Below are 19,366 nucleotides of genomic sequence, written 5' to 3' on the forward strand. Positions count from 1 at the left end.
GCCAACAGATAGCGGATCTGGCGCGGCGTCTTCCGGACAGGCCGCTTTTGACGTTGGCCCATCACATTGACGAGGCGTGGTTGCGTGAGGCGTATCGACGCACGCGCAAGGACGGGGCGCCGGGCGTTGATGGTCGCACGGGTGCCGCCTACGGCGAGGAGCTTGAGGCGAACCTGAGCTCGCTGCTGGAGCGGGCGAAGTCCGGGGCGTACCGGGCGCCGCCGGTGCGGGGCACCTCGATCCCCAAGGGTGACGGGAGCGAGCGCCGAGCGCTCGGCATTCCGACGTTTGAGGACAAGGTGCTCCAGCGGGCGGTGGCGATGGTGCTGGAGGCGGTCTACGAGCCGGAGTTCCACGAGGGCTCGTACGGCTTCCGCCGGGACGCTCGGCGCACCAGGCGCTGCAGGCGGTCTGGCGGCCGTTGATGGCGATGGGCGGTGGCTGGGTGATTGATCTTGACGTGCGCAAGTTCTTTGACCGGGTCGACCATGGTCTGTTGCGGGAGGTGCTGCGTCGGCGGGTACGTGACGGCGTGCTGGTTCGGTTGATCGGCAAATGGTTGAACGCCGGCGTGCTGGAGGAAGGGCAGTGGCGCCAGCCTGGCGGGGCACCCGCAGGGCGGGGTGATCTCGCCGATGCTCGCCAACATTTTCCTCCACGAGGTGCTGGATACGTGGTTCGAGGACAGTGTCCGGCCCCGGTTGCGCGGTGAGGCGCACCTGGTGCGTTTTGCCGACGATGCGCTGCTGGTGTTCGCCTGCGAGAGCGATGCCCGGCGGGTGATGGAGGTGCTGCCCAAGCGTTTTGCGCGCTACGGGCTGGAACTCCACCCGGAGAAGACCCGGGTTGTGCGGTTCGACCGGCCCGGATCGGGCGGAGGACCGCACCCGGAGACCTTCGATTTTCTCGGCTTCACCCACTACTGGGGGCGGTCGAGGCGAGGGCGCTGGGTGGTCAAGCGCAAGACGGCGCGGGATCGGCTGCGCCGGGCCATGCATGCAATCGATCGTTGGTGCTGTGTGATGCGGCATCACCCCGTGGTTGAGCAGTGGCAAGCCCTGAACCGCAGACTCCGGGGCCACTACGCCTACTTCGGCGTGCGTGGTAACTTTGCAGCGATCGACCAGGTCCGCTCCCAGGCGATGCGCTCCTGGCACCGATGGCTGTCGCGGCGCTCGCAGAAGGCGGCGATCCCGTGGTCGGAGTTCTCCCGGTTCCTGGAGTGTTACCCGCTCGCCCGGGCCAGGATCTGCGCCACGTAGCGAAGCCACTCACACGAGGAGCCACTTGCGGGAAACCCGCACGAGTGGATCTGTGGGGGCCGGCCGGGTAACCGGCCGGCCTACCCGACGTCAGCCTTCCCCTGGCCGGAGAACTAGAGTCGCTCCACTGCCAGCGCAATCCCCTGGCCACCGCCGATGCACAGCGTCACGATGCCGCGCCGTTCACCGTTGCGCTCCATGGCGTGCAGCAGCCGCACGGTGAGCACCGCGCCAGTGGCACCGATGGGGTGGCCGTGGGCGATGGCGCCGCCTTCGACATTGACCACGTCCTCGGACAGGCCCAGCTCCCGCAGCACCGCCAGGGCGATGGCGGCAAAAGCCTCGTTGATCTCTACCCGGTCCACATCGCCCACCCCCCAGCCGGCCCGCTCCAGGGCCTGGCGCACGGCGGGTACCGGACCGATGCCGAACATGCCCGGTTCCACGGCACCCACGCCCCAGGAGACCAGCCGTGCCACGGGCTTGAGGCCGGCCTTCTCCGCCCATGCCCGCTCTGCTAGCACCATGGCCGCAGCGCCGGTATTCAGGCCCGGGGCGTTTCCGGCGGTGATGGTGCCTTCCTCGCGAAAGGCGGGGCGGAGCTTGCCCAGCCCCTCGGCGGTGGTGTCGCCGCGATTGTGCTCATCCCGTTCGAACAGCGTCGGACCCTTGCGGCCGGGGACTTCCACCGGGACGATCTCGGCGTCGAACAGGCCATCGGCCTGGGCCTTCGAGAAACGCTGCTGCGAGCGGGCCGCCCACCCGTCCTGGTCTTCGCGGCTGACCTTGTACTCCTTGGCAAGATCCTCCGTATGCCAGCCGGAGTGCTTGCCGGAGAAGGCGTCGTTGAGACCGTCGCCCAGCATGGAATCAACCATTTTCGCGTCGCCCATGCGGTAGCCCCAACGAGCCTTGTCCAGCAGGTAGGGTGCGCGGTCCATGTTCTCCATGCCGCCGGCCACGGCGCAGTGGGCATGGCCGAGCAGGATTTCCTGAGCCGCCGACGCCAAGGCCTGCGCACCGGAGCCGCACACCCGGTTCACTGTCAGCGCCGGTACCTGCACCGGAATGCCACCGTTGATGGCGGCCTGGCGCGCCGGGTTCATGCGGTTGCCCGCCTGGATCACGTTGCCGAGCACCACCGTATCCACCTGGTCGCCCTGGAGGCCGGCACGCTTCAGTGTCTCGGTCACGGCGATGGCGCCAAGATCAGTGGCCGGCATGTCCTTGAGACTGCCGGCGTAGGTACCGATAGGGGTGCGCGTGGGCGCGCAGATTACGACTTCCTTCGTCATGGCTATGGACCTCGCGGGAAAGGGGGTGGTGACCGTGTCACGATGGACCATTGCGTGGTCGGGTGCCTTGATCTACGGCAACTATTCGCCGGAAAACCCTACTGCCAGCCCGCCGTTACGGGCCGGCGAGCCGTGTCCCCCGAGGCCCGCCGTGCCTGCACCTCGGCTGCTGTCGCCGCACGGACCTCGCGAATGGTGAGTTCGAAGGTCAGCCGCTGGCCCGCCAGCGGGTGGTTGCCGTCGAGGATGGCGCCGTCGTCCGTGAGCCGCACCACGCGCAGGGAGAACTTGCGGCCGTGGGAACCGCTGGTCAGGCGCTTGCCTTCAGCCAGCTCCAGTCCCTCGGGCAGCACCTCGCGCTTGGCCTCGAATACCAGATTCTCCTGGTGCGCACCGTAGGCGTCCTCGGGCTCCAGCTCCACCACCAGGTGTTCGCCGGCGCTGCGGCCTTCCACGGCGCTCTCCAGAGCCGGCAGCACGTGCCGGTAGCCGTGGAGATACAGCATGGGTCCCGAAGCCGCGCTGCTGTCCACGAGTTCGCCGGCCTGGTTGCGCAGCGCATAGTCGATGGTGGCCACGGTGTCGGTGGTGATCTTCATGACACGCCTCCCCCGGAAAACGCTGAGCCGTTCCCGCGCACCTCTGCGCTTCCTTTCGGTTGTGCCGCGGCACCGATCTCCTTGAACTGCGGGTCGGTGGGTCGCAACCCCATGGTGCCGGCCCGGCAGTCCGGGCAGACGCTCAGGTGCGCGGTGCCCAGGCCCCGTTTTTCCAGCACCCGGATCATGTCGGCCAGCTCGGAAGGCGCGGCGAAGGGCTGGCCGCACTGGGTGCATTCGGTGTGCTGCTGACCGGCGTGTTCGGCCCGCTGGCGGGCCAGGTGTTCGCGGGCAGCGTCTTCGGCCTTGGTGTCCCTTGTTGGGGGCGTAGGGGCGAGGGACTGCAGCCACTGGCCATCGGCCGCCACGGCTTCCCGCACCAGGTGGCCCAGCACGGCATAGGGACGAGCGCGCGTGTCACGCGCGGTTTCGGCGCTGAGCCGTTGTGCCATGTCGCCCACCCAGGGGTGCAGGAACCGGTGCACGAAGTCACGGGCTTCCTCCAGCAGGGGCTCCCTCGCCCCGGTGTCGGCCTCCGCGGCCGAGGCCAGCAGCAGGGCCAGGAAGCGCAGTTGCAGCACCAGGTGGTCCGGCGTGCCCCGGAAGGCCGCGTCGCCATCCACGCCGCGGCGCTGGTAGCAGGCCCTGATCTCCATGGCGGTGGGCCCCATGATGCCGCCGTCCATGTAGACGCTGGCATTCAGTGACACCGGCCGTGGCGGAACCAGGAACAGGCGGCTGTAGACGCGCAGCAGCGCGTCGGGGTCCGGCGCGGTTGCCATGGTGGATGCCAGCTCGGTGCCGGCGCCGCGCCCGGGCAGGAGTTCGTCCAGATCGCCGGGCAGCGCCTCGGTCATGGCCTGGTGGTAGGACGCCTCCATGGGCGGCAGAAACGCCTGGGCCAGGCACTGGTAGAGTTCCGCCCGCGCCGTGAGGCGCGTGGTGTGCTCGGGCACTGCGGTCATGGTGTCTCCGCTGCGTTGCATTGGCGTACTCCCTGGGCGGGTGTGCCGGGGCAGCAACAAGGGCCGCCCCGGCGAGCTCTGTCAGGCCGTGGCCTCACGTGGTTTCGCCCCCTGTGGCCCGGTTTCTTCCAGCGCCGGGGTCGCCGACAGGTCGAAGTACTTCTCGCCCAGCACGTACAGTGTGAACAGCATGGCCGAGCCCATGATGGTCAGCATCCATTCCGTGACCGACGGCGTGTACTGGAGCATGTCCCAGGCCCAGGTGCCCTGGAACAGCGGAATAACCTGGCCGCCCACCACGAAGTAGTAGCGCTCGGCGAACAGGCCACCGAAGGTGAGTACCGCCACCAGTACCTGGATTTGCGGGTTGACGCGCAGCGTCGGTGACATCATCAGGGCGAACGGCACCGCCAGCCCGAAGATCAGGGACAGGATGTACAGCGGCGAGGCGAACAGGTAGTTGGCCCAGACGTGGTACACCTCCGGGTTGTTGGCGTACAGCCCGGTAATGGCGCGCACCGCCACGAACAGGATGGTCAGCCCCAGGACGGCGGCGAACAGCTTGGGCAGTCCCCCGGTGAAGGCAGCCTGCAGTTGCTGCGGCATTTTGCTGCGGGTGAACCCGTAGGCGAGATAGGTGAAGAACACCAGTGCCGCCATGCCGCTGGCAATCGCCGTGAGGTAGAAGTAGATGGGCAGGGAGCCGTCGTACCAGAACGGCCGCATGCTCATCATGCCGAAGATCAGCGCCAGGTTGCCGCTGGCCAGCAGCACCCCGAGGAAGGAGGCGATGCCGATGATCTTCGTGTTCCTGCTGTCCCAGTCGCCGGCTTCCATTTTCTGGAACTTCCAGAGCAGGAACAGCAGGTCCGCCGCGTAGAACACCCCCATCCAGAACATGGCGGACTGGATCTGCATGTTGAACGGGATGGCCCAGAGCATGCGGAAGGTGTGGCCCAGCTCCAGGGCCAGCACCGCCATGCCTGAGATGAGGATGATGAAGGCGAGGAAGATCGCTCGCTTGGCAATGCCGTAATACTGCTTGAAGCCGAATACCAGCGGCAGTGAGGCGATCAGCCCCAGCCCCGACGATGCCAGGGCGAAGTAGAGGTAGGTGGAGATGGGCTGGCCCCAGGGCAGCTGGGAGCTCACGTTAAAGGCCGCATGGCCCACCGTGACGAGCTGGATCATGGTGTAGCCGAAGGACACCACCAGCACGACGGCGGAGAGGATCAGCAGGCCCGTGCCCAGCCCGCCCTTCATGACGTTGTTGTCGGACATGTCGGGTTACTCCCTCAGGACTCGCGTGGGCGGAAGGCGGGGATGCCGGCGCCGGCACCCAGGTAGTACACCTGCGGGCGGTTGCCGGTGTGGTCCAGCAGTCGCTGCCCTTTCTTGTCAGCGATGAGCCGGTTGACGTTGGACTCCGGGTTGTCCAGGTCGCCGAAGAAGCGTGCCTTGGGCGGGCACGTACGCACGCAGGCGGGTACGTACTCGACCAGTTCCGGGTCATCCTCGTCCAGGTCGGCCACGCCCTCGGGGGCCTTGCTGACCTTGTGGTAGCAGAAGGTGCATTTGGAGACCACGCCCTTGGGCTGGACGCCGATACCTCTCCGCCAGTCCGATTCCGGGTTCTGGTAGGGCGGGCTCCAGAGCTGGCCGTTCTCGCCCGGGAAGACATCCCGGATGTCCGGCTCTACCAGGGGCTGCTCGTCGGCGTAGAAGCGCACCCCGTAAGGGCAGGCGATCATGCAGTACTTGCAGCCGATGCACTTGTTCCAGTCCACGAACACGATGCCGCCGGCGTCCTCGTCCTTGTAGGTGGCCCGGGTGGGGCAGACGTGCACGCAGGACGGATCCTCGCACTGCATGCACGGCCGTGGCAGCCACTTCATCTGGCCGCTGGGATACTCACCCTCGTTGTAGAACAGCACGTCCTGCCAGCTCTCGCCGGGCAGGGTGTTGTTCTCCATGGAACATGCGGTGGTGCAGGCCTGGCAGCCGGTACACGTGTCCAGGTCGATGACCATTCCCCACTTCGCCATGATTCAGACTCCTCCGTTGTGCGTGCTCAGGCCCGCTCCAGCGTGACCTTGGTGGTGTAGTAGCTGGCGAGCCCGGAAATCGGGTCGGACCGGTTCTCGGTTAGCTCGCCCGAGTTCCCCGGTTTGGCGTGGCGCCCGTTCGCAGTGGCCCAACGGCCCTGTGCCCAGTGGCCATACTCATGGGGCAGCACCAGGGTGTCCGGGCGATGGGAGGGCATCAGCCGCGCGACGGCCGTGATGCTGTGCTGCTCGCCACGCACCTGCGCCGAAATGCGCACCGGATCGCCATCACTGATGCCGCGTTCGCCTGCGGTCCTGGGGTGCAGTTCCAGGAATACCGTGCCCCGACCGCCCACGATGGGCTGCATGTAGGCCTGCGCCTGGGGCAGGTTGGCACTGCGTCCCTCGGCCTTCAGCGGCAGCTTGGGTGTGACGAAATGGAGGTCGCCCTCGCCGGTGTGCCGTGGTTCCACCCACTGGATGAGCCCGGCCCGTTCCTCGGGGATATCCATCTCCCGCTGGATGTAGGCGGCGTGCGCCTCCAGGAAACTGGACTTGAACTCGAACTTGCCCGATTCCGTTGGCATGAGCTTGTCCTTGACCTCTGACTCGCTCATTTCGATGTTGTAGTCGTCGCCGTCCCACTCCCAGAAGCTGCCGCGCCAGTAGCGCCAGTGGTAGGGCTTCTTGTACCAGACGCCCTTTTCCTTCCAGCTCTCGAAGTCGTTCACGCCGTTGTCGCCGGGGTTGTCGGCGAAGCCGGCGGCGCGGTGGCGCAGTATGTTCTCCACGTCCCCGAGCTCCGCGTAGTACTCGCTCATGGGTCCGTCGATGCGTTTGCCGATCTCGATGAGCATGTCACCGAAGTGCCTGGTGTCGTACACGGGGTCCACCGCCGGCACGCGCAGGGCGGTCATGGGCCAGCCCTCGAAGGGGTAGGTTGGCGAGTCCTGCAGTCGCTCCAGGTAGGTGTGCTCCGGCATGATGATGTCGGCGTACATGGCCGTCTCGCCGGGGTAGGGCGAGGTGTCGATGATGAATACGTCCTTCAGGGCCTCCTCCCACAGCTGAGGATCCGGTGCCGACCAGATGGGGTTGGTGACGAAGAACATGGCCGTGTCCAGCTTGTACGGGTCGCCGTCCAGGTGGTGTTGCGCCGTCTCCTGCATCATGTGGGAGGTCATTGGCCACTTGTCGGTGCCGGCCATGTCGATGCGCGGGTGCTTGCCCTCCATCTCCCGGGCGTAGTCGTCCATGTAGTCATCGGCGCTCACCGGCAGGTCGCCGTAGGGCGGGCCCATCTGGTAGAACAACCCGCCCTCGGCGAACAGGCTGCCCACCAGCGCATTAAGGGCGTGGATGGCCATGCCGTTGTAGGTGCCGTTGAAGTGCGCCGTGGGGCCGCGCTCCATCAGGGCAATGGCCGGCCTGGTGGTGGCAAACTCCCGGGCGATGCGCTTCATGTGGAAGGCCGGGATGGTGGTGATCTCCTCCGCCCACTCCGGTGTGCGGTCCTTGAGTTCCTCGTTCCACCAGTCGGCCAGGCCGTGGGTCCAGCGCTCCTGGAAGCGGTCCGCGTCGATGGTCTCGCCGGCGCGGAAACGGTTCTCACCGTCGTCGAAGTCACCCACGAATTCCGTGTCCCATAGCCCTTCGGTGAGGATCACGTGGGCGATGGCCAGCGCCATGGCACCGTCGGTGCCCGGCTTGATCATGTGATAACGGTCCGATGCCGCCATGGTGGGGTTCATGCGCACATCGATGGAGGTGATGCGCGTCTGCGGGCTCTTGGTCCGCATGTGCCCCCACACCTGCATGAGGTAGTTGTAGGGGCGGAACGCCTCCAGGAAGCTGGCGCCGAAATTCAGGATGTAGTTGCAGTTGCGGTAGTCGTAAGCGTTGTAAGAATCATTGCCGTCGGTGGCGCGCTTGGCGCGCTTGGAACCCTCGGCGCAGATGGATGCATGGCCGATGGCGGAATTCGGCGTGCCGTAGAGCTTGCCGAAATCACTATACATGCCCGCATCGGTGGAGCCCCAGCCGCGACCGTAGAAGTGCGCGAAGCGATAGGACTCGCCGTTCTCGCGTAACCGGTTCAGCCGCTCAGCCACCGTATCGAATGCTTCTTCCCAGGTGATGGGCACGAACTCCGGGTCCTCGTTCCGGCCCTTGTTGGGGTTGGTGCGCTTCATGGGGCCTTCGAAGCGATCCGGGTCGTAGAGCAGATAGGTCCCGAGATGGCCCTTGGGGCAGAGCTTGCCGTTGGCGATGGGGTTGCCCGGATCGCCGTAGATGGCGTGCACCTTGCCGTTGCGGGTATAGACGTTGATGCCGCACCGGGCCGGGCATTGATGGCAGATGTTCTTGGTAATGGTGGTCTCGCCGTCGATCGGGCCTGGGTCAGCCCGGCTTTCCTGAATGGGGCTGAGGCCACGCAGAGCGCCGAAGCCCACCGCCGTGGCGGCACCCGCGGCGCTGGTCGCCTGCAGAAAGCGGCGCCGGGTGATCAGAGTCTGCAGGACATTCATCGCGTTCCTCCTGGTCTTTTCCTTGTCGGTGTCACTTGCGGGGCTCGGTGGTACGGCTAAATGAACGCCGCGCGGCCGAGCCCGCGGGATTTCTCGCACGCCTCGCAGTGGGTTGCGTCGTCGCTGGCCGGGCTGAAGCGCCGGTCGCAGTCGCGGCAGGTGGCCTGGCGGTGATTGGTCAGACGCCCGCTTGTCCCGCCTTCGGCGTGGATGGTGATGGCCTGCTGCGGGCACACGGCGGCGCAGAGGCCACAACGGATACAGAGGTCCGGTTCGAATTCCAGCCCATCGTCAGCCTCGGTGCGGGCCAGCGCCTTAGTAGGGCACAGCGCCGCGCAGATGCCCGTGTTGCAGCAGTTGCCGTCGATCTCCAGCCGTGGCGCAGGAGGTGGTGTCGGAGCGGCCACAAGACGGCGTTCCGCGAGCAGTCGCAACCGGCGCTGTGGCGTGATCCGCTGGCGCGGGTCCGCGGTGCCGCCGGTCTCGCCGGGATCCGATTTCGTTGTCTCGGGCTCCGGGCTGAACAACTGCAGCAGTTGTCGCCGGCTGTTGCCGCGCCGCAGTTCCGGTCCACGAGCCACGGGCGACGCGATATCCTCGGGCAGCGGCGCCCGGGTCACTGTGACCGGCGGCGTGGTACTGCCGGCGAGATGTTGATTGGCGCGGCGCTGCGCATCATCCACTGGCGTTGCTTGCCAGTCGCCGCGTGCAGGGCAGTCAGAGCACCAGCCGCGATCCATCAGCGTCAGGCCGTTGGGGCCGGCCGCGCGTGCCATAGCCAGCATGTCGGCCTCATGCAAGCCAGCTAGGCAAGGCACGCGCAGCGCGTCTTCCGGGGTCAGCGCCCCGGGCACGCGCATGCATTCGAGCGACCGCACCGGCGGCAGCGTGTGCGCCGGGTCATCCACGTTCGGAAAATCATCAACGCTGAGAGCCTCTGTCGGGCAGGCCACGGCGCAGGCGCCGCAGCCGGTGCAGTCACCGGTCAGCTCAGGGCCGGTGCCCGCAGTCACCGTCAACGCACCCACGGGGCACGTGTCGGCGCACGCCTGGCAGGCGGACAACGGTGTCCGCCGCGGCAGGCACGCGCTGTCGGCCAGGCGGACACGTGGATCGTTGCCGTCCAGCGGTACGTTTTCGGGTTGCGAGTTCGCCATCCGGGGTTCGCTGCTTCTCATCCAGGGTACTTGTCGTTTTCCAGGACAGGAGCAATATCGGGGCCACCCCGGTTCAGTCCCCGCGGAGCCTGTCCCAAGGCGCAGGCGGTGCTGCTGTGTTTCTGGTGTGTGTTACCGTTGGGTAACAGCGCGCATCGCAGAGGTTACCGGGCGGTGACGGGAGGCATGATCATGCGTGGCGGGGTTGCGGGGCTGGTTCTGTTCCTGGCCGTTGTCCTCTCGGGGCACGCCGGCGCCGAGGAGCGGACGATTCGGATTGGTGTGACCCCGGTGATTCTCAAGGATCAGTCGGGATTCCTGGACGCGTGGCGGGATTACCTCGAGGATCGGACGGGGTATTCCGTGGACTTCGTCCGCCGGGGCAGTTACGGCGAGATCGTCGAGCTGGCGCGGCGCGAACGCATCGATTTCGCCTGGCTGTGCGGGTTTCCCTATGTCACCGAGCAGGGTAGCGTGGAGCTGCTTGCGGTGCCCGTGTACGACGGCAAGCCCACGTATCAGTCCTACATCATCGTCGGTGAAGACAAGTCGGACACCCGGGGCATGGAAGATCTCGAGGGTGTCGTGTTTGCCTTCTCGGACCCGAACTCCAATTCTGGCTGGCTCTATCCGGAGACCCGGTTGCACGCCAAAGGCCTGAACAGCGACGAGTTCTTTCGCCAGAGCTTTTTTACCTACGGTCACCGCAACGTGGTTGAAGCCGTGGCGGAGGGCTTGGCCGATGCCGGTGCGGTGGATGGCTACGTCTGGGAGACGCTGAAGAAACGGGGCTCCGGGCTGACCGAGCGGACCCGGGTGATCGAGAGGTCGCCGGAATTCGGGTTTCCGCCTCTGGTGGCAACGCGGGCGGCCGACGACGAAATGCGCGCGCGTTTCCGCGGCGCCCTGCGCGACATGACCGACCATCCCGGGGGGCGGGATCTGCTGGAGGCGCTGAACCTGGATAGTTTTGTCGACGGCGAAGACGCCTGGTTCGACGGTATCCGGGAGCTGAGCCGGCAGGTGTCACGGGACGAAGCGCCGGGCGGGTAACAGGGCAGAGAGCACGGTGTTTGAACGTCTGAGTTATCGCGTCAAGGTGCCGTTGAACATCATGCTGGTGGTACTGCTTACGGCGGTGATCACCGCCGTGACGCTGCTCGGGTATCACTACCGCACCGTAGAACCGGATCTGTTCCGGAGTGGCGAACGACTGGCCGGCGCCATGACCCCCGCTTTGGGTAATACCCTGGTGCGCGATGACGTGTGGGGGGCCTGGGAGATTATTCGCGGACCGCTGACCGACGATTCCGGTGACGATACTCTGCGCCCGGCGGTGATTACGCTCCTGGGAGATGATGGGCGAGTGTTCGCCTCCAGCGCGCCGCGCCGCTTTCCCCTGGGCAGCGAGGTCGGTGACGGGGATGACCGTTACGCTCTAAATGATCTTGGCGACGCCGGGGAGAATCCGCGCCGTATCCGCCTGGAAGATCAGTCCCTGCTGGTGATCGAGGCAGTTTTCGTGGACGAGCGCCGGGTGGGAACACTGCTCCTGGAACTGGAACGTCCCGGCGTTCTGGATCTATACGGAGGCGCACTGACCCAGGCGGCGTGGGTGACGGGCATTCTTATCGTTGCCGGGGCGCCGGTGGGCTGGTGGTTGGGACGTCGGGTCGCGCGGCCGCTCACACGCATTGGCGGACTGGTGGACCGTGTGGCCACGGAAACGCCGGAGCAACTGGCCCGGGAACTGCCCGATCGCAGGGCCGACGGCGACGAGGTTGCGCGCCTGGAGCGACGTTTCGCGGAGATGCTGCGGGAACTTGCGGAGAAGCAGCGGCTGGAAGGAGAGGTGATCCGTTCGGAGCGGCTGGCAGCGGTGGGGCGCCTTTCCGCCGGTATCGCCCACGAGGTGAACAATCCCCTGGGCGGCATGCTCAACGCCGTTTCCAATCAGCGCCATCGCGGTGTGGACGACCCGCAAGTGGCGCGCACCATGGACCTGATCGAGCGCGGGTTGAACCAGATCCGGGAGACGGTGGCCGCCCTTCTGGTTGAAGCGCGGGATACGCCCCACCCCTTGGAGTGCCAGGATTTGGAGGATGTCCATACCCTGGCTGCGGCCCAGGCGGGTGGTGTCAGCATTCACAGGGATATCCGACTGGACCGGGCACTGCCCCTGCCGGCCACGGCGGTCCGCCAAGTGCTCCTGAACCTGCTGTTGAACGCATGCCAGGCCGCCGGTCCGGGCGGAACCGTCCGCTACTCCGTTGGCTGCAACGGCGACGGTCTGGAGGCGGATGTCCGGAATACCGGGCCGGCGATGGCGCCGGAACTGCTGGAGCATCTCTTCGAGCCATTCTACCGGCGCGCCGGAGAAGGTTCCGGTCTGGGCCTGTGGGTGTCCTACCAGATCGTCCAGCAGCTCGGCGGCAGCATTGAGGCCACCAGCGCTCCCGATGACACGCGGTTCCGGGTCCATTTACCGATCCCGTCGCAGGAGAGGGTATGAGCAAGCGCATCTGCCTGGTGGAAGATGACGCAATCATGGGCGAGTCCCTGCAGGACCGTCTGCGTATGGAAGGCTACGCCGTGTCCTGGTTCACGGAGACGGTCGCTGCGGAAGCCGCGTTGACCAGCGACCGGTTTGCTGTAGTGATTTCGGACATCCGGCTGCCTGACGCGGACGGTGGCGAGTGGTTCCGGCGCCTGCAGTCGAGCTACGGTGGTGCGTTGCCACCTTTCATCTTCATTACTGGTTTCGGCACCATCGATGCCGCCGTGGGCCTGGTGAAGGACGGTGCCGCCGATTACCTGACCAAGCCTTTCAATCTGGACGCGTTGGTGGCCCGTGTGGCGGGGCTGTCGGAGAACGGTGGGGCCGAGCAGGGCGGCGACGCTGCGCCGGATCCGGTACTGGGTGTCTCGCCGGCGATGCGCGATGTGGAGGGCCAGTTGCGACGGGTCGGGGCGGCGCGGGCGGGATGCCTTATTACCGGGGAGTCCGGGACCGGCAAGGAATTTGCCGCGCGGTACCTGCACCAGTGGACGCCACACCACGGCGAATTGGTGGCGGTGAACTGCGGGGCGCTGACCGAAAGCCTGCTGGAGGCCGAGTTGTTCGGCCATGAGCGCGGCGCGTTCACTGGTGCCCAGCGGCGCCACCAGGGCTTGTTCGAGCAGGCCCAGGGCGGGACGCTGCTACTGGACGAAATTGGCGAGATGTCCGCCACCATGCAGGTGAAGCTGTTACGGGTGATCCAGGAGCGGCGCATACGCCGTGTGGGCGGCGAGCGGTCGATCCCGGTGGATGTGCAACTCGTCTTTGCGACCCACCGCGACCTGCGTGCCATGGTGAGTGCCGGAGCGTTCCGGGAAGACCTCTACTACCGCATCAATGTGGTCCACGTCCGCCTGCCACCGTTGCGCGAACGCCCGGAGGATATTCTCTGGTTCGCACGTGCCTTTCTGCGAGAGATCGCCGGTGATGCCCCGCCGCGGACCTTGAGCCCCGCGGCAGAACGCGTCCTCATGGGCGCACCTTGGCCGGGGAACCTGCGGGAGTTGCATCACGCGCTGGAGCGGGCAGTCATCATGAGCGATGCCGCAGTGCTGGAGCCCCGGGACCTGTTCCCCGAAATCGATGAGCCCGCAGCGGATAACGGCACCCTGTCCGACTACCTCAAGGCCTGCGAGAAGCAGCGCATACTGGCGACGCTCCAGGATCGCGACGGCCAGATTCAGGCCAGTGCCGACGCCCTGGGCATTAGCCGCAAGTCGCTCTGGGAACGTATGCGCCGCTACGGCATTCGCGCCCGGGATCTGGTCAGCGGGCGTGCCAGGGGGTCATAGCTGTGTGCTGAACATCGTGGCCCGCTCCCGTTCATGGGCATCCAGGGTGTCCCAGATCCAGTCTCGGGCCGCCACTGCGGCCTCGTGGCCCTGATCCGCCGACCGCGCGAACCAGGCCCAGGCTTCCGCGCGGTCCGCGGGAATACCGATGCCGTCGGCCAGAAGAATGGCCAGGTTGTACTGGGCCGGGGCGTAGCCGCGTTCTGCGGCGAAGCGGTAGCAGCGCGCGGCGCGCAACGGGTTCTCCGCCGTTGTGCGCCCCTTGTCGTACATCACGCCGATGTTGGTCATACCTACCACATCTCCCTGCCGGGCGGCGGCGACATACCAGTTCCAGGCCCTGGTCTCGCTCTGCGGAACACTGTGGCCGTGGCGGTACCGGTCGCCGAGCAGCACTTGGGCGCGGGTATCGCCGCCGTCGGCGGCACACTGCAACCAGTGGATGATGGCCGCTTCGCCGTCACCTTCGGTCCCGAGCCGTTCCAGCAGCAGCGCCAACTCCCGGGCGGCCGCGGCATGCCCCTGTTCCGCCGCCTGCCGGTGGAAACGCTGCGCACGCTCGTCATCTGCGGGCACATGTTCCCCGGATGCATGCAGGCAGCCCAGGTTGTACAGAGCGTCGGCATCACCCTTAGCTGCGCTGTCCCGCAGCAGCGAGACTGCCCGCGCCGGATCGGGTGCGCCATTGTCGTTGAGCAGCAGCGCGGCCAGGTTGTTGGCAGCGCCCGCATGCCCTGCGCGCGCTGCCCGCCCGTACCACTCGCCGGCTCGTGTCTCGCTGTCGGGCGTGTGGTCCTGCTCCGCCATAAGGCCCAGGTTGTAGAGCGCGTCCGGGTGCCCTGCGTCGGCGGCCGCCCGCCAGTAGCGTACGGCGAGGGTCGGATCCGCTGGCCCTCCTTCGCCGGCGGCAAGCATCAGCCCCAGGGCGGTCTGCGCATCCGGGTCGCCCATGGCCGCGCGTTCCTCCCACAGGCTCCTGGCGATGGTGGTCTGTCCCCGCTCATAGGCCGCCAGGGCGGCGTCGTGGTGTGCTGGTTGTGACATGAAGAACTGTCCCAGTGCTTGCTGAAGGAATACTTCAGCTCAAGCGAAATCCGTGCCAGCCTTGAGTCGATCGCAACTTGAGCGCTTCCCTGGGGTGGAGTTGTATATCCTTCGCTGGGGTTCGACGCGGCTCGCGAGCGGACGTTGCACAGTTCGCCATGGAGGGCAGTCAAGCGTTGAACCTGACCTCCGCTAATGCGGACAAGTCGTACCCGCCCATGGCATCCGCCCGCTGTTGAAGCCGCTCGCCGCGGGCAAACGCCAGCAGGCGCTGCAGCGGCGGCTCGAAGTACACCCTGCGGCGCATGGCCAGATCGAACAATTCCTCGTGAAGGGGTATGAAGTCGAGGCCGTGGCGCCGGGCTGCCGCTTCCACCGCCAGGCCGGTATCCGCTTCGCTCTCCCTGATCGACAGGGCCAGATCGTCCTCACTGAGAGACGTGTGGGGCGTGAAGTTCAGTCGTTCCGGGGCGATGCCGTGGCGCTCCAGCAACGAGCGGAAGAGGGCGTCCGCCCCTGCCTCACGCTGTCGATGAGCGACCCGCACGGGGCTGGATGCCAGATCCGGAAGGTCTTGGATGCCGTACGGATTGCCCGGCTGCACCAGCAATCCCTGGGTTCGCCGAGCCCAGTGAATGATCACCAGGTCACGCATTCCTGATAGCCCCAGGTGGCTCGGGTCATTGTAGTGACCGGTGCCGTGGTCGATCACGTGCAGACCGGCGACCATCGCCTCGTCCCGAAGCAGCCGCCGGACGCCGTCCCCGCTGCCATTGCAGAGGAACGCAAGGTCCGCACCCGCCTCCCGGATCGCCCAGTCAAGCAATGGATCCTGACTCCCCGCAAGAACGGGTGGGGTCGCATGCGGCGGGGCCTGATCCCCTTCGAGGTGGTTCATCACCCACAGGTCGATGCTGTCCCGGGGGAACAGCAGCTTGCCGGTGACCTTGGTGGACGGGATCAGCCCCTGTCGGACCAGGTCGTAGATCTTGCGCTCCTTCATCCGCAGGTATGCCGCGACTTCAGCAGTTGTCATGTACCGGTGATGGCTGGTCTTGTCGTCGTCTGTCATATGACTGCACATTTTTCATGGCCGGGTGATAACACTCGTTATTATGCACACACTGCCGCCTATGGTCCTCTTTGGATAACGCCGGATATGGATAACGCTTTCCAGGCAGCTTTTGAACTGATCGTGGCTATGGACCCGGTGTTGATAGGGATCGTCACGCTGTCGCTGCAGGTGTCGTTGACCGCAGTGTTGATTGCGAGCCTGATCGCGTTACCGCTGGGTGCGGCCATCGCCCTGTGGCAGTTCCCCGGGCGCGGTCTGCTCATCGTGATGCTCAACGCGTTGATGGGGCTGCCGCCGGTGGTGGCGGGGCTCATGGTCTACCTCATGCTCTCGCGGGCGGGACCGCTGGGGCAGTTCGGGTTGTTGTTCACGCCCACGGCCATGGTGATTGCCCAGACAGTACTGATTCTGCCGATCGTCGCGGCGCTGTCGCGCCAGGTCATCGAAGAACTCTGGAGCGAGTACCGCGAACAGCTGCAGTCATTCGGGGTATCGCGCCTGCGCGCCATTCCGACGCTGCTCTGGGATGCCCGTTTCAGCCTCAGCACGGTGGTGCTTGCTGGTTTCGGCCGCGCCAGCGCGGAGGTGGGAGCGGTGTTGATTGTCGGCGGCAATATCGCCGGCGTGACCCGCGTGATGACCACCGCCATCGCCCTGGAGACCAACCGGGGCAATCTTCCGCTGGCGCTGGGCCTGGGGATCATCCTGCTGCTCCTGGTTGCCTCGGTGAACGCCGTGGCCTACTTCATCGGTGAAGCGGCGAAGAGGCGGCTGGGATGAACCGTCAGCAATCACCGTCGCTGCTGCCCCTGGAACTGGAGGGGGTCACGTTCCGGCATCGGGGGCAGACGCTTCTGCAGCCCCTGGATCTGCACCTGGAGCGCGACGGCAAGACCATGCTCATGGGCCCCAACGGTGCCGGGAAGAGCCTGCTGATGCGCATCTGCCACGGTCTGCTCCGCCCCAGCAGTGGCAGCGTGCGTTGGGCTGGAGATGGTGCAAGTCCCGAGATGATCCGGCGGCGCCAGGCTATGGTATTCCAGCGCCCGGTGATGCTGCGCCGCTCCGCCCTCGCCAACGTCCGCTACGCGCTGGCCGTTCAGGGGGTTCCCCGGGGGCAGCGGCGGCAGCGCGCCGACGAGGCCATCGAGCGCTTCGGGTTACAGAACATCGCCCATCGTCCAGCCCGGGTGCTCTCCGGCGGCGAGCAGCAGCGCCTGGCGCTGGCCCGCGCCTGGGCCCTGCGCCCGGAAATCCTGTTCATGGACGAGCCCACGGCGGCGCTGGACCCTGCCGCCATCAACGCCGTGGAGGAAGCGGTGCAGACGTTCCATCGGGAAGGCACGCGCGTCGTCATGAGCACCCACGATCTCGGGCAAGCCCGGCGATTGGGCGATGACCTTCTGTTTCTGGTGGGCGGCCGCCTGGTGGAGCGGGCGCCTATAAGAGAGTTCTTCGAGCAGCCGCGCAGCCGCGAGGCGGCAGCCTTCGTGAAGGGTGAGCTGGTCTGGTGACCCTGGACATGGGGTGGTCGCGGGGGAGCATTGGAGGAGTGTCATGAAACAACTGTTGAAGAGGGCATTCGTTGCAGCGGGCCTGCTGGGGGCGGTTACCGCCGCTCAGGCGGGAGATCGTTTCATCACGGTTGCATCCACCACGTCCACCGAGGCTTCGGGGCTGTTCGAGCACATCGTGCCGAAGTTCCGTGACGCCACCGGCTTCGACGTGCGCGTGGTAGCGGTGGGCACCGGCCAGGCCTTCGAGATCGGCCGCCGGGGCGACGCCGACATCGTGCTGGTCCACGACACCACCGGTGAGGAGGAGTTCGTCGAGAACGGCTACGGCCGCGAACGCCGCGACATCATGTACAACGACTTCATCCTGGTCGGCCCGTCCGAGGATCCCGCCGACCTCCGGAATGCCGACGGCGCCCTGGACGCCTTCAGCCGGATCGCCGGCGCCGAGCACCCGTTCACCTCCCGCGGTGATGACAGCGGCACCAACCGTGCGGAGCTGCGGCTCTGGGGCGAGGCCGGTGTCGACCCGGGTGGCCAGTGGTACCGGGAGCTGGGCAGCGGCATGGGCGAGACCCTGAACACCGCCGCCGGCATGGATGCCTACACCTACGTGGACCGGGCCACCTGGATCGCCTTCGACAATCGTCAGAACCTGGAGATCGTCTACGAGGGTGATCCGGTGATGTTCAACCAGTACGGCAGCCTGCCGCTGAACCAGGAACGCCATCCGGGTCTCAAGCACGACATGGCTAACAAGTGGCACGAGTGGCTGCTTTCCGACGAGGGCCAGGCGGCCATTGCCAGCTATGAACTGCGCGGCGAGCAGCTGTTCTTCCCGAACGCCGAGTAAACCGCCACCCGGCCGTGCCGGCTCTGCCAGCGCGGCCTGTCGCAACAACCAAGAACGGACAGGGGGTAACACCATGAAACGCACTGCATTGACACTGGTCACGGCGTCCGGGCTCATCGCCGCCGGCAACGCCCAAGCCGCCGACATCGACATCTACGGCCAGGCCCACATGGCCATCAGCCACTTGGACGACGGCGACGACTACAGCGCCCTCAACCTCTCCAGCAATTCCAGCCGCGTCGGCTTTCGCGCCGGCCACGATCTGGACGACGCGCTGCGCGCCATCGTCCAGATCGAAGGACAGGTCAATATCGACAATACGAATACGGACGTCCTCACCTTCCGCAACAGCTTCGCCGGGCTCACGGGCGGCTGGGGTACCGTTCGGGCCGGGCGCTTCGACACCCCCAACAAGATCCTGCGCATCCGCACGGACCTGTTCGGCAATCAGGTGGGTGATGCGCGTAACGTGATCCGGGGCAACTACGCCGGCAACCAGGGCTTCGACGAGCGGTTCCGCAAGGGCATCGCCTATACCACGCCGCAGGTGAATGGGTTCTTTGCGGATGTTCACTATAGCGTGGACACACAGGAGAACGCCCGCTCCGTCGACGACAACGACAACGACGCATGGAGCGCGTCCATCACCTATCATGACGGGCCGCTGTACGCCGCGATTTCGCACGAGCGCTGGAATTTTTCCGACGCCGAAATCGAAGACGAGGACGGCAACATGGTCCGCGCTTATCCAGAAGAACGCGACGTCACCCGCATTGCCGCCTACTACGACATCGCCAACTTCCGCTTCACTGGCCTGGCCCAGACCGCGTCCGATCCGGATGACGACGCATACGGCATCGGCGTTCGCTACGCGATGGTACCCGACGTGCACCTGAAGACCCAGTACTACCGCCTGGATGGTGACGCCGATGAAACCAGCGCTGATCTGTTCGCCGTGGGCGTGAACTACGCCTATGCCAGCAACACCACGTTCTATCTGAACTACGCGCAGATCGACAACGACGACCTGCAGACCCGTCAGCCCTGGAACGAGGCCAGCAGCCTCAACCTCACCAACACGGCCGGCGAGACGGCGCGCGCCGTGGCCGCCGGCATGATCTACAACTTCTGAGTTCTGCGAACACGGGGGAGCGCTCCGGCGCTCCCCCGCTCATGT

General features: G+C 66.2%; 19 protein-coding genes. 10 read left to right on the forward strand and 9 right to left on the reverse strand.

Annotated features, from left to right (window positions below):
- The first annotated feature begins 53 nt into the window (after positions 1 to 53).
- The 3 genes from KU884_RS06605 to KU884_RS06615 are packed head-to-tail and all read left to right on the forward strand — an operon-like array spanning position 54 to position 1,262.
- Positions 54 to 425, forward strand: coding sequence for a hypothetical protein (locus tag KU884_RS06605; RefSeq protein WP_217351363.1), 372 nt, complete (start codon positions 54 to 56; stop codon positions 423 to 425).
- On the forward strand, positions 425 to 712 hold the full coding sequence (locus tag KU884_RS06610) for a hypothetical protein (RefSeq protein WP_217351362.1): 288 nt from the start codon (positions 425 to 427) through the stop codon (positions 710 to 712). Before KU884_RS06605 ends, KU884_RS06610 begins: the two co-directional genes overlap by 1 nt.
- On the forward strand, positions 636 to 1,262 hold the full coding sequence (locus tag KU884_RS06615; protein WP_254432049.1) for a reverse transcriptase domain-containing protein: 627 nt from the start codon (positions 636 to 638) through the stop codon (positions 1,260 to 1,262). Before KU884_RS06610 ends, KU884_RS06615 begins: the two co-directional genes overlap by 77 nt.
- Positions 1,263 to 1,375: 113 nt before the next feature.
- Here the strand turns inward: KU884_RS06615 and KU884_RS06620 are convergent, their stop codons facing one another.
- The 7 genes from KU884_RS06620 to KU884_RS06650 all read right to left on the reverse strand — a co-directional run bounded on the left by KU884_RS06620 (position 1,376) and on the right by KU884_RS06650 (position 9,851).
- Entirely contained in the window at positions 1,376 to 2,557 is a 1,182-nt protein-coding gene (locus KU884_RS06620; protein WP_167781921.1) for an acetyl-CoA C-acetyltransferase, read from the reverse strand.
- A 98-nt stretch (positions 2,558 to 2,655) separates the two neighbouring features.
- Complete coding sequence (locus tag KU884_RS06625; RefSeq protein ID WP_167781922.1) at positions 2,656 to 3,156, reverse strand: peptidylprolyl isomerase; 501 nt, start codon at positions 3,154 to 3,156, stop codon at positions 2,656 to 2,658.
- Positions 3,153 to 4,142 (reverse strand): molecular chaperone TorD family protein, encoded by a 990-nt coding sequence (locus tag KU884_RS06630; protein ID WP_167781923.1) that lies wholly within the window; start codon positions 4,140 to 4,142, stop codon positions 3,153 to 3,155. The genes KU884_RS06625 and KU884_RS06630 overlap by 4 nt, the downstream gene beginning before the upstream one ends.
- A gap of 60 nt (positions 4,143 to 4,202) precedes the next feature.
- Complete coding sequence (gene nrfD / locus KU884_RS06635; protein WP_167781924.1) at positions 4,203 to 5,402, reverse strand: NrfD/PsrC family molybdoenzyme membrane anchor subunit; 1,200 nt, start codon at positions 5,400 to 5,402, stop codon at positions 4,203 to 4,205.
- Between the two features lie 14 nt (positions 5,403 to 5,416).
- Positions 5,417 to 6,151 carry a 4Fe-4S dicluster domain-containing protein gene (locus KU884_RS06640; RefSeq protein WP_167784150.1) on the reverse strand — a complete coding sequence of 245 codons (735 nt, stop codon included), beginning with the start codon at positions 6,149 to 6,151 and terminating at the stop codon, positions 5,417 to 5,419.
- Positions 6,152 to 6,192: 41 nt separating this feature from the next.
- Complete coding sequence (locus KU884_RS06645) at positions 6,193 to 8,694, reverse strand: molybdopterin-dependent oxidoreductase (protein ID WP_167781925.1); 2,502 nt, start codon at positions 8,692 to 8,694, stop codon at positions 6,193 to 6,195.
- A gap of 56 nt (positions 8,695 to 8,750) precedes the next feature.
- Positions 8,751 to 9,851, reverse strand: coding sequence for a 4Fe-4S binding protein (locus KU884_RS06650; protein WP_167781926.1), 1,101 nt, complete (start codon positions 9,849 to 9,851; stop codon positions 8,751 to 8,753).
- A 192-nt stretch (positions 9,852 to 10,043) separates the two neighbouring features.
- On the opposite strand from KU884_RS06650, the gene phnD reads away from it, so the two are divergent.
- From phnD to KU884_RS06665, 3 genes are read left to right on the forward strand one after another with little or no spacing between them, the layout of a single operon-like run.
- Entirely contained in the window at positions 10,044 to 10,904 is an 861-nt protein-coding gene (phnD, locus tag KU884_RS06655) for a phosphate/phosphite/phosphonate ABC transporter substrate-binding protein (RefSeq protein ID WP_167781927.1), read from the forward strand.
- 16 nt (positions 10,905 to 10,920) lie between these two features.
- A complete protein-coding gene (locus KU884_RS06660) occupies positions 10,921 to 12,363 on the forward strand; it encodes a sensor histidine kinase (protein ID WP_167781928.1) in 1,443 nt (480 codons plus the stop codon).
- Positions 12,360 to 13,703, forward strand: coding sequence for a sigma-54 dependent transcriptional regulator (locus KU884_RS06665; protein WP_167781929.1), 1,344 nt, complete (start codon positions 12,360 to 12,362; stop codon positions 13,701 to 13,703). Before KU884_RS06660 ends, KU884_RS06665 begins: the two co-directional genes overlap by 4 nt.
- Here the strand turns inward: KU884_RS06665 and KU884_RS06670 are convergent.
- Both KU884_RS06670 and KU884_RS06675 read right to left on the reverse strand, forming a co-directional pair.
- The gene (locus KU884_RS06670) at positions 13,698 to 14,747 is read right to left on the reverse strand and encodes a tetratricopeptide repeat protein (RefSeq protein WP_167781930.1); all 1,050 of its coding nucleotides are present in this window, start codon (positions 14,745 to 14,747) and stop codon (positions 13,698 to 13,700) included. The genes KU884_RS06665 and KU884_RS06670 overlap by 6 nt on opposite strands.
- A gap of 169 nt (positions 14,748 to 14,916) precedes the next feature.
- Positions 14,917 to 15,819 carry a helix-turn-helix transcriptional regulator gene (locus tag KU884_RS06675; protein ID WP_167781931.1) on the reverse strand — a complete coding sequence of 301 codons (903 nt, stop codon included), beginning with the start codon at positions 15,817 to 15,819 and terminating at the stop codon, positions 14,917 to 14,919.
- Positions 15,820 to 15,906: 87 nt separating this feature from the next.
- Between KU884_RS06675 and KU884_RS06680 the strand changes: the two genes are divergently transcribed.
- From KU884_RS06680 to KU884_RS06695, 4 genes are all read left to right on the forward strand, one after another.
- Positions 15,907 to 16,602, forward strand: a complete 696-nt coding sequence (locus KU884_RS06680; RefSeq protein WP_167781932.1) for an ABC transporter permease — start codon at positions 15,907 to 15,909, stop codon at positions 16,600 to 16,602.
- Positions 16,599 to 17,336 (forward strand): ATP-binding cassette domain-containing protein, encoded by a 738-nt coding sequence (locus KU884_RS06685; RefSeq protein WP_167781933.1) that lies wholly within the window; start codon positions 16,599 to 16,601, stop codon positions 17,334 to 17,336. Before KU884_RS06680 ends, KU884_RS06685 begins: the two co-directional genes overlap by 4 nt.
- A gap of 43 nt (positions 17,337 to 17,379) precedes the next feature.
- Positions 17,380 to 18,189, forward strand: coding sequence for a substrate-binding domain-containing protein (locus KU884_RS06690; RefSeq protein ID WP_167781934.1), 810 nt, complete (start codon positions 17,380 to 17,382; stop codon positions 18,187 to 18,189).
- A 73-nt stretch (positions 18,190 to 18,262) separates the two neighbouring features.
- Entirely contained in the window at positions 18,263 to 19,321 is a 1,059-nt protein-coding gene (locus tag KU884_RS06695; RefSeq protein ID WP_167781935.1) for a porin, read from the forward strand.
- Positions 19,322 to 19,366: the final 45 nt, after the last annotated feature.

This window comes from Aquisalimonas sp. 2447 (genome assembly GCF_012044895.1).
Lineage (GTDB): Bacteria > Pseudomonadota > Gammaproteobacteria > Nitrococcales > Aquisalimonadaceae > Aquisalimonas.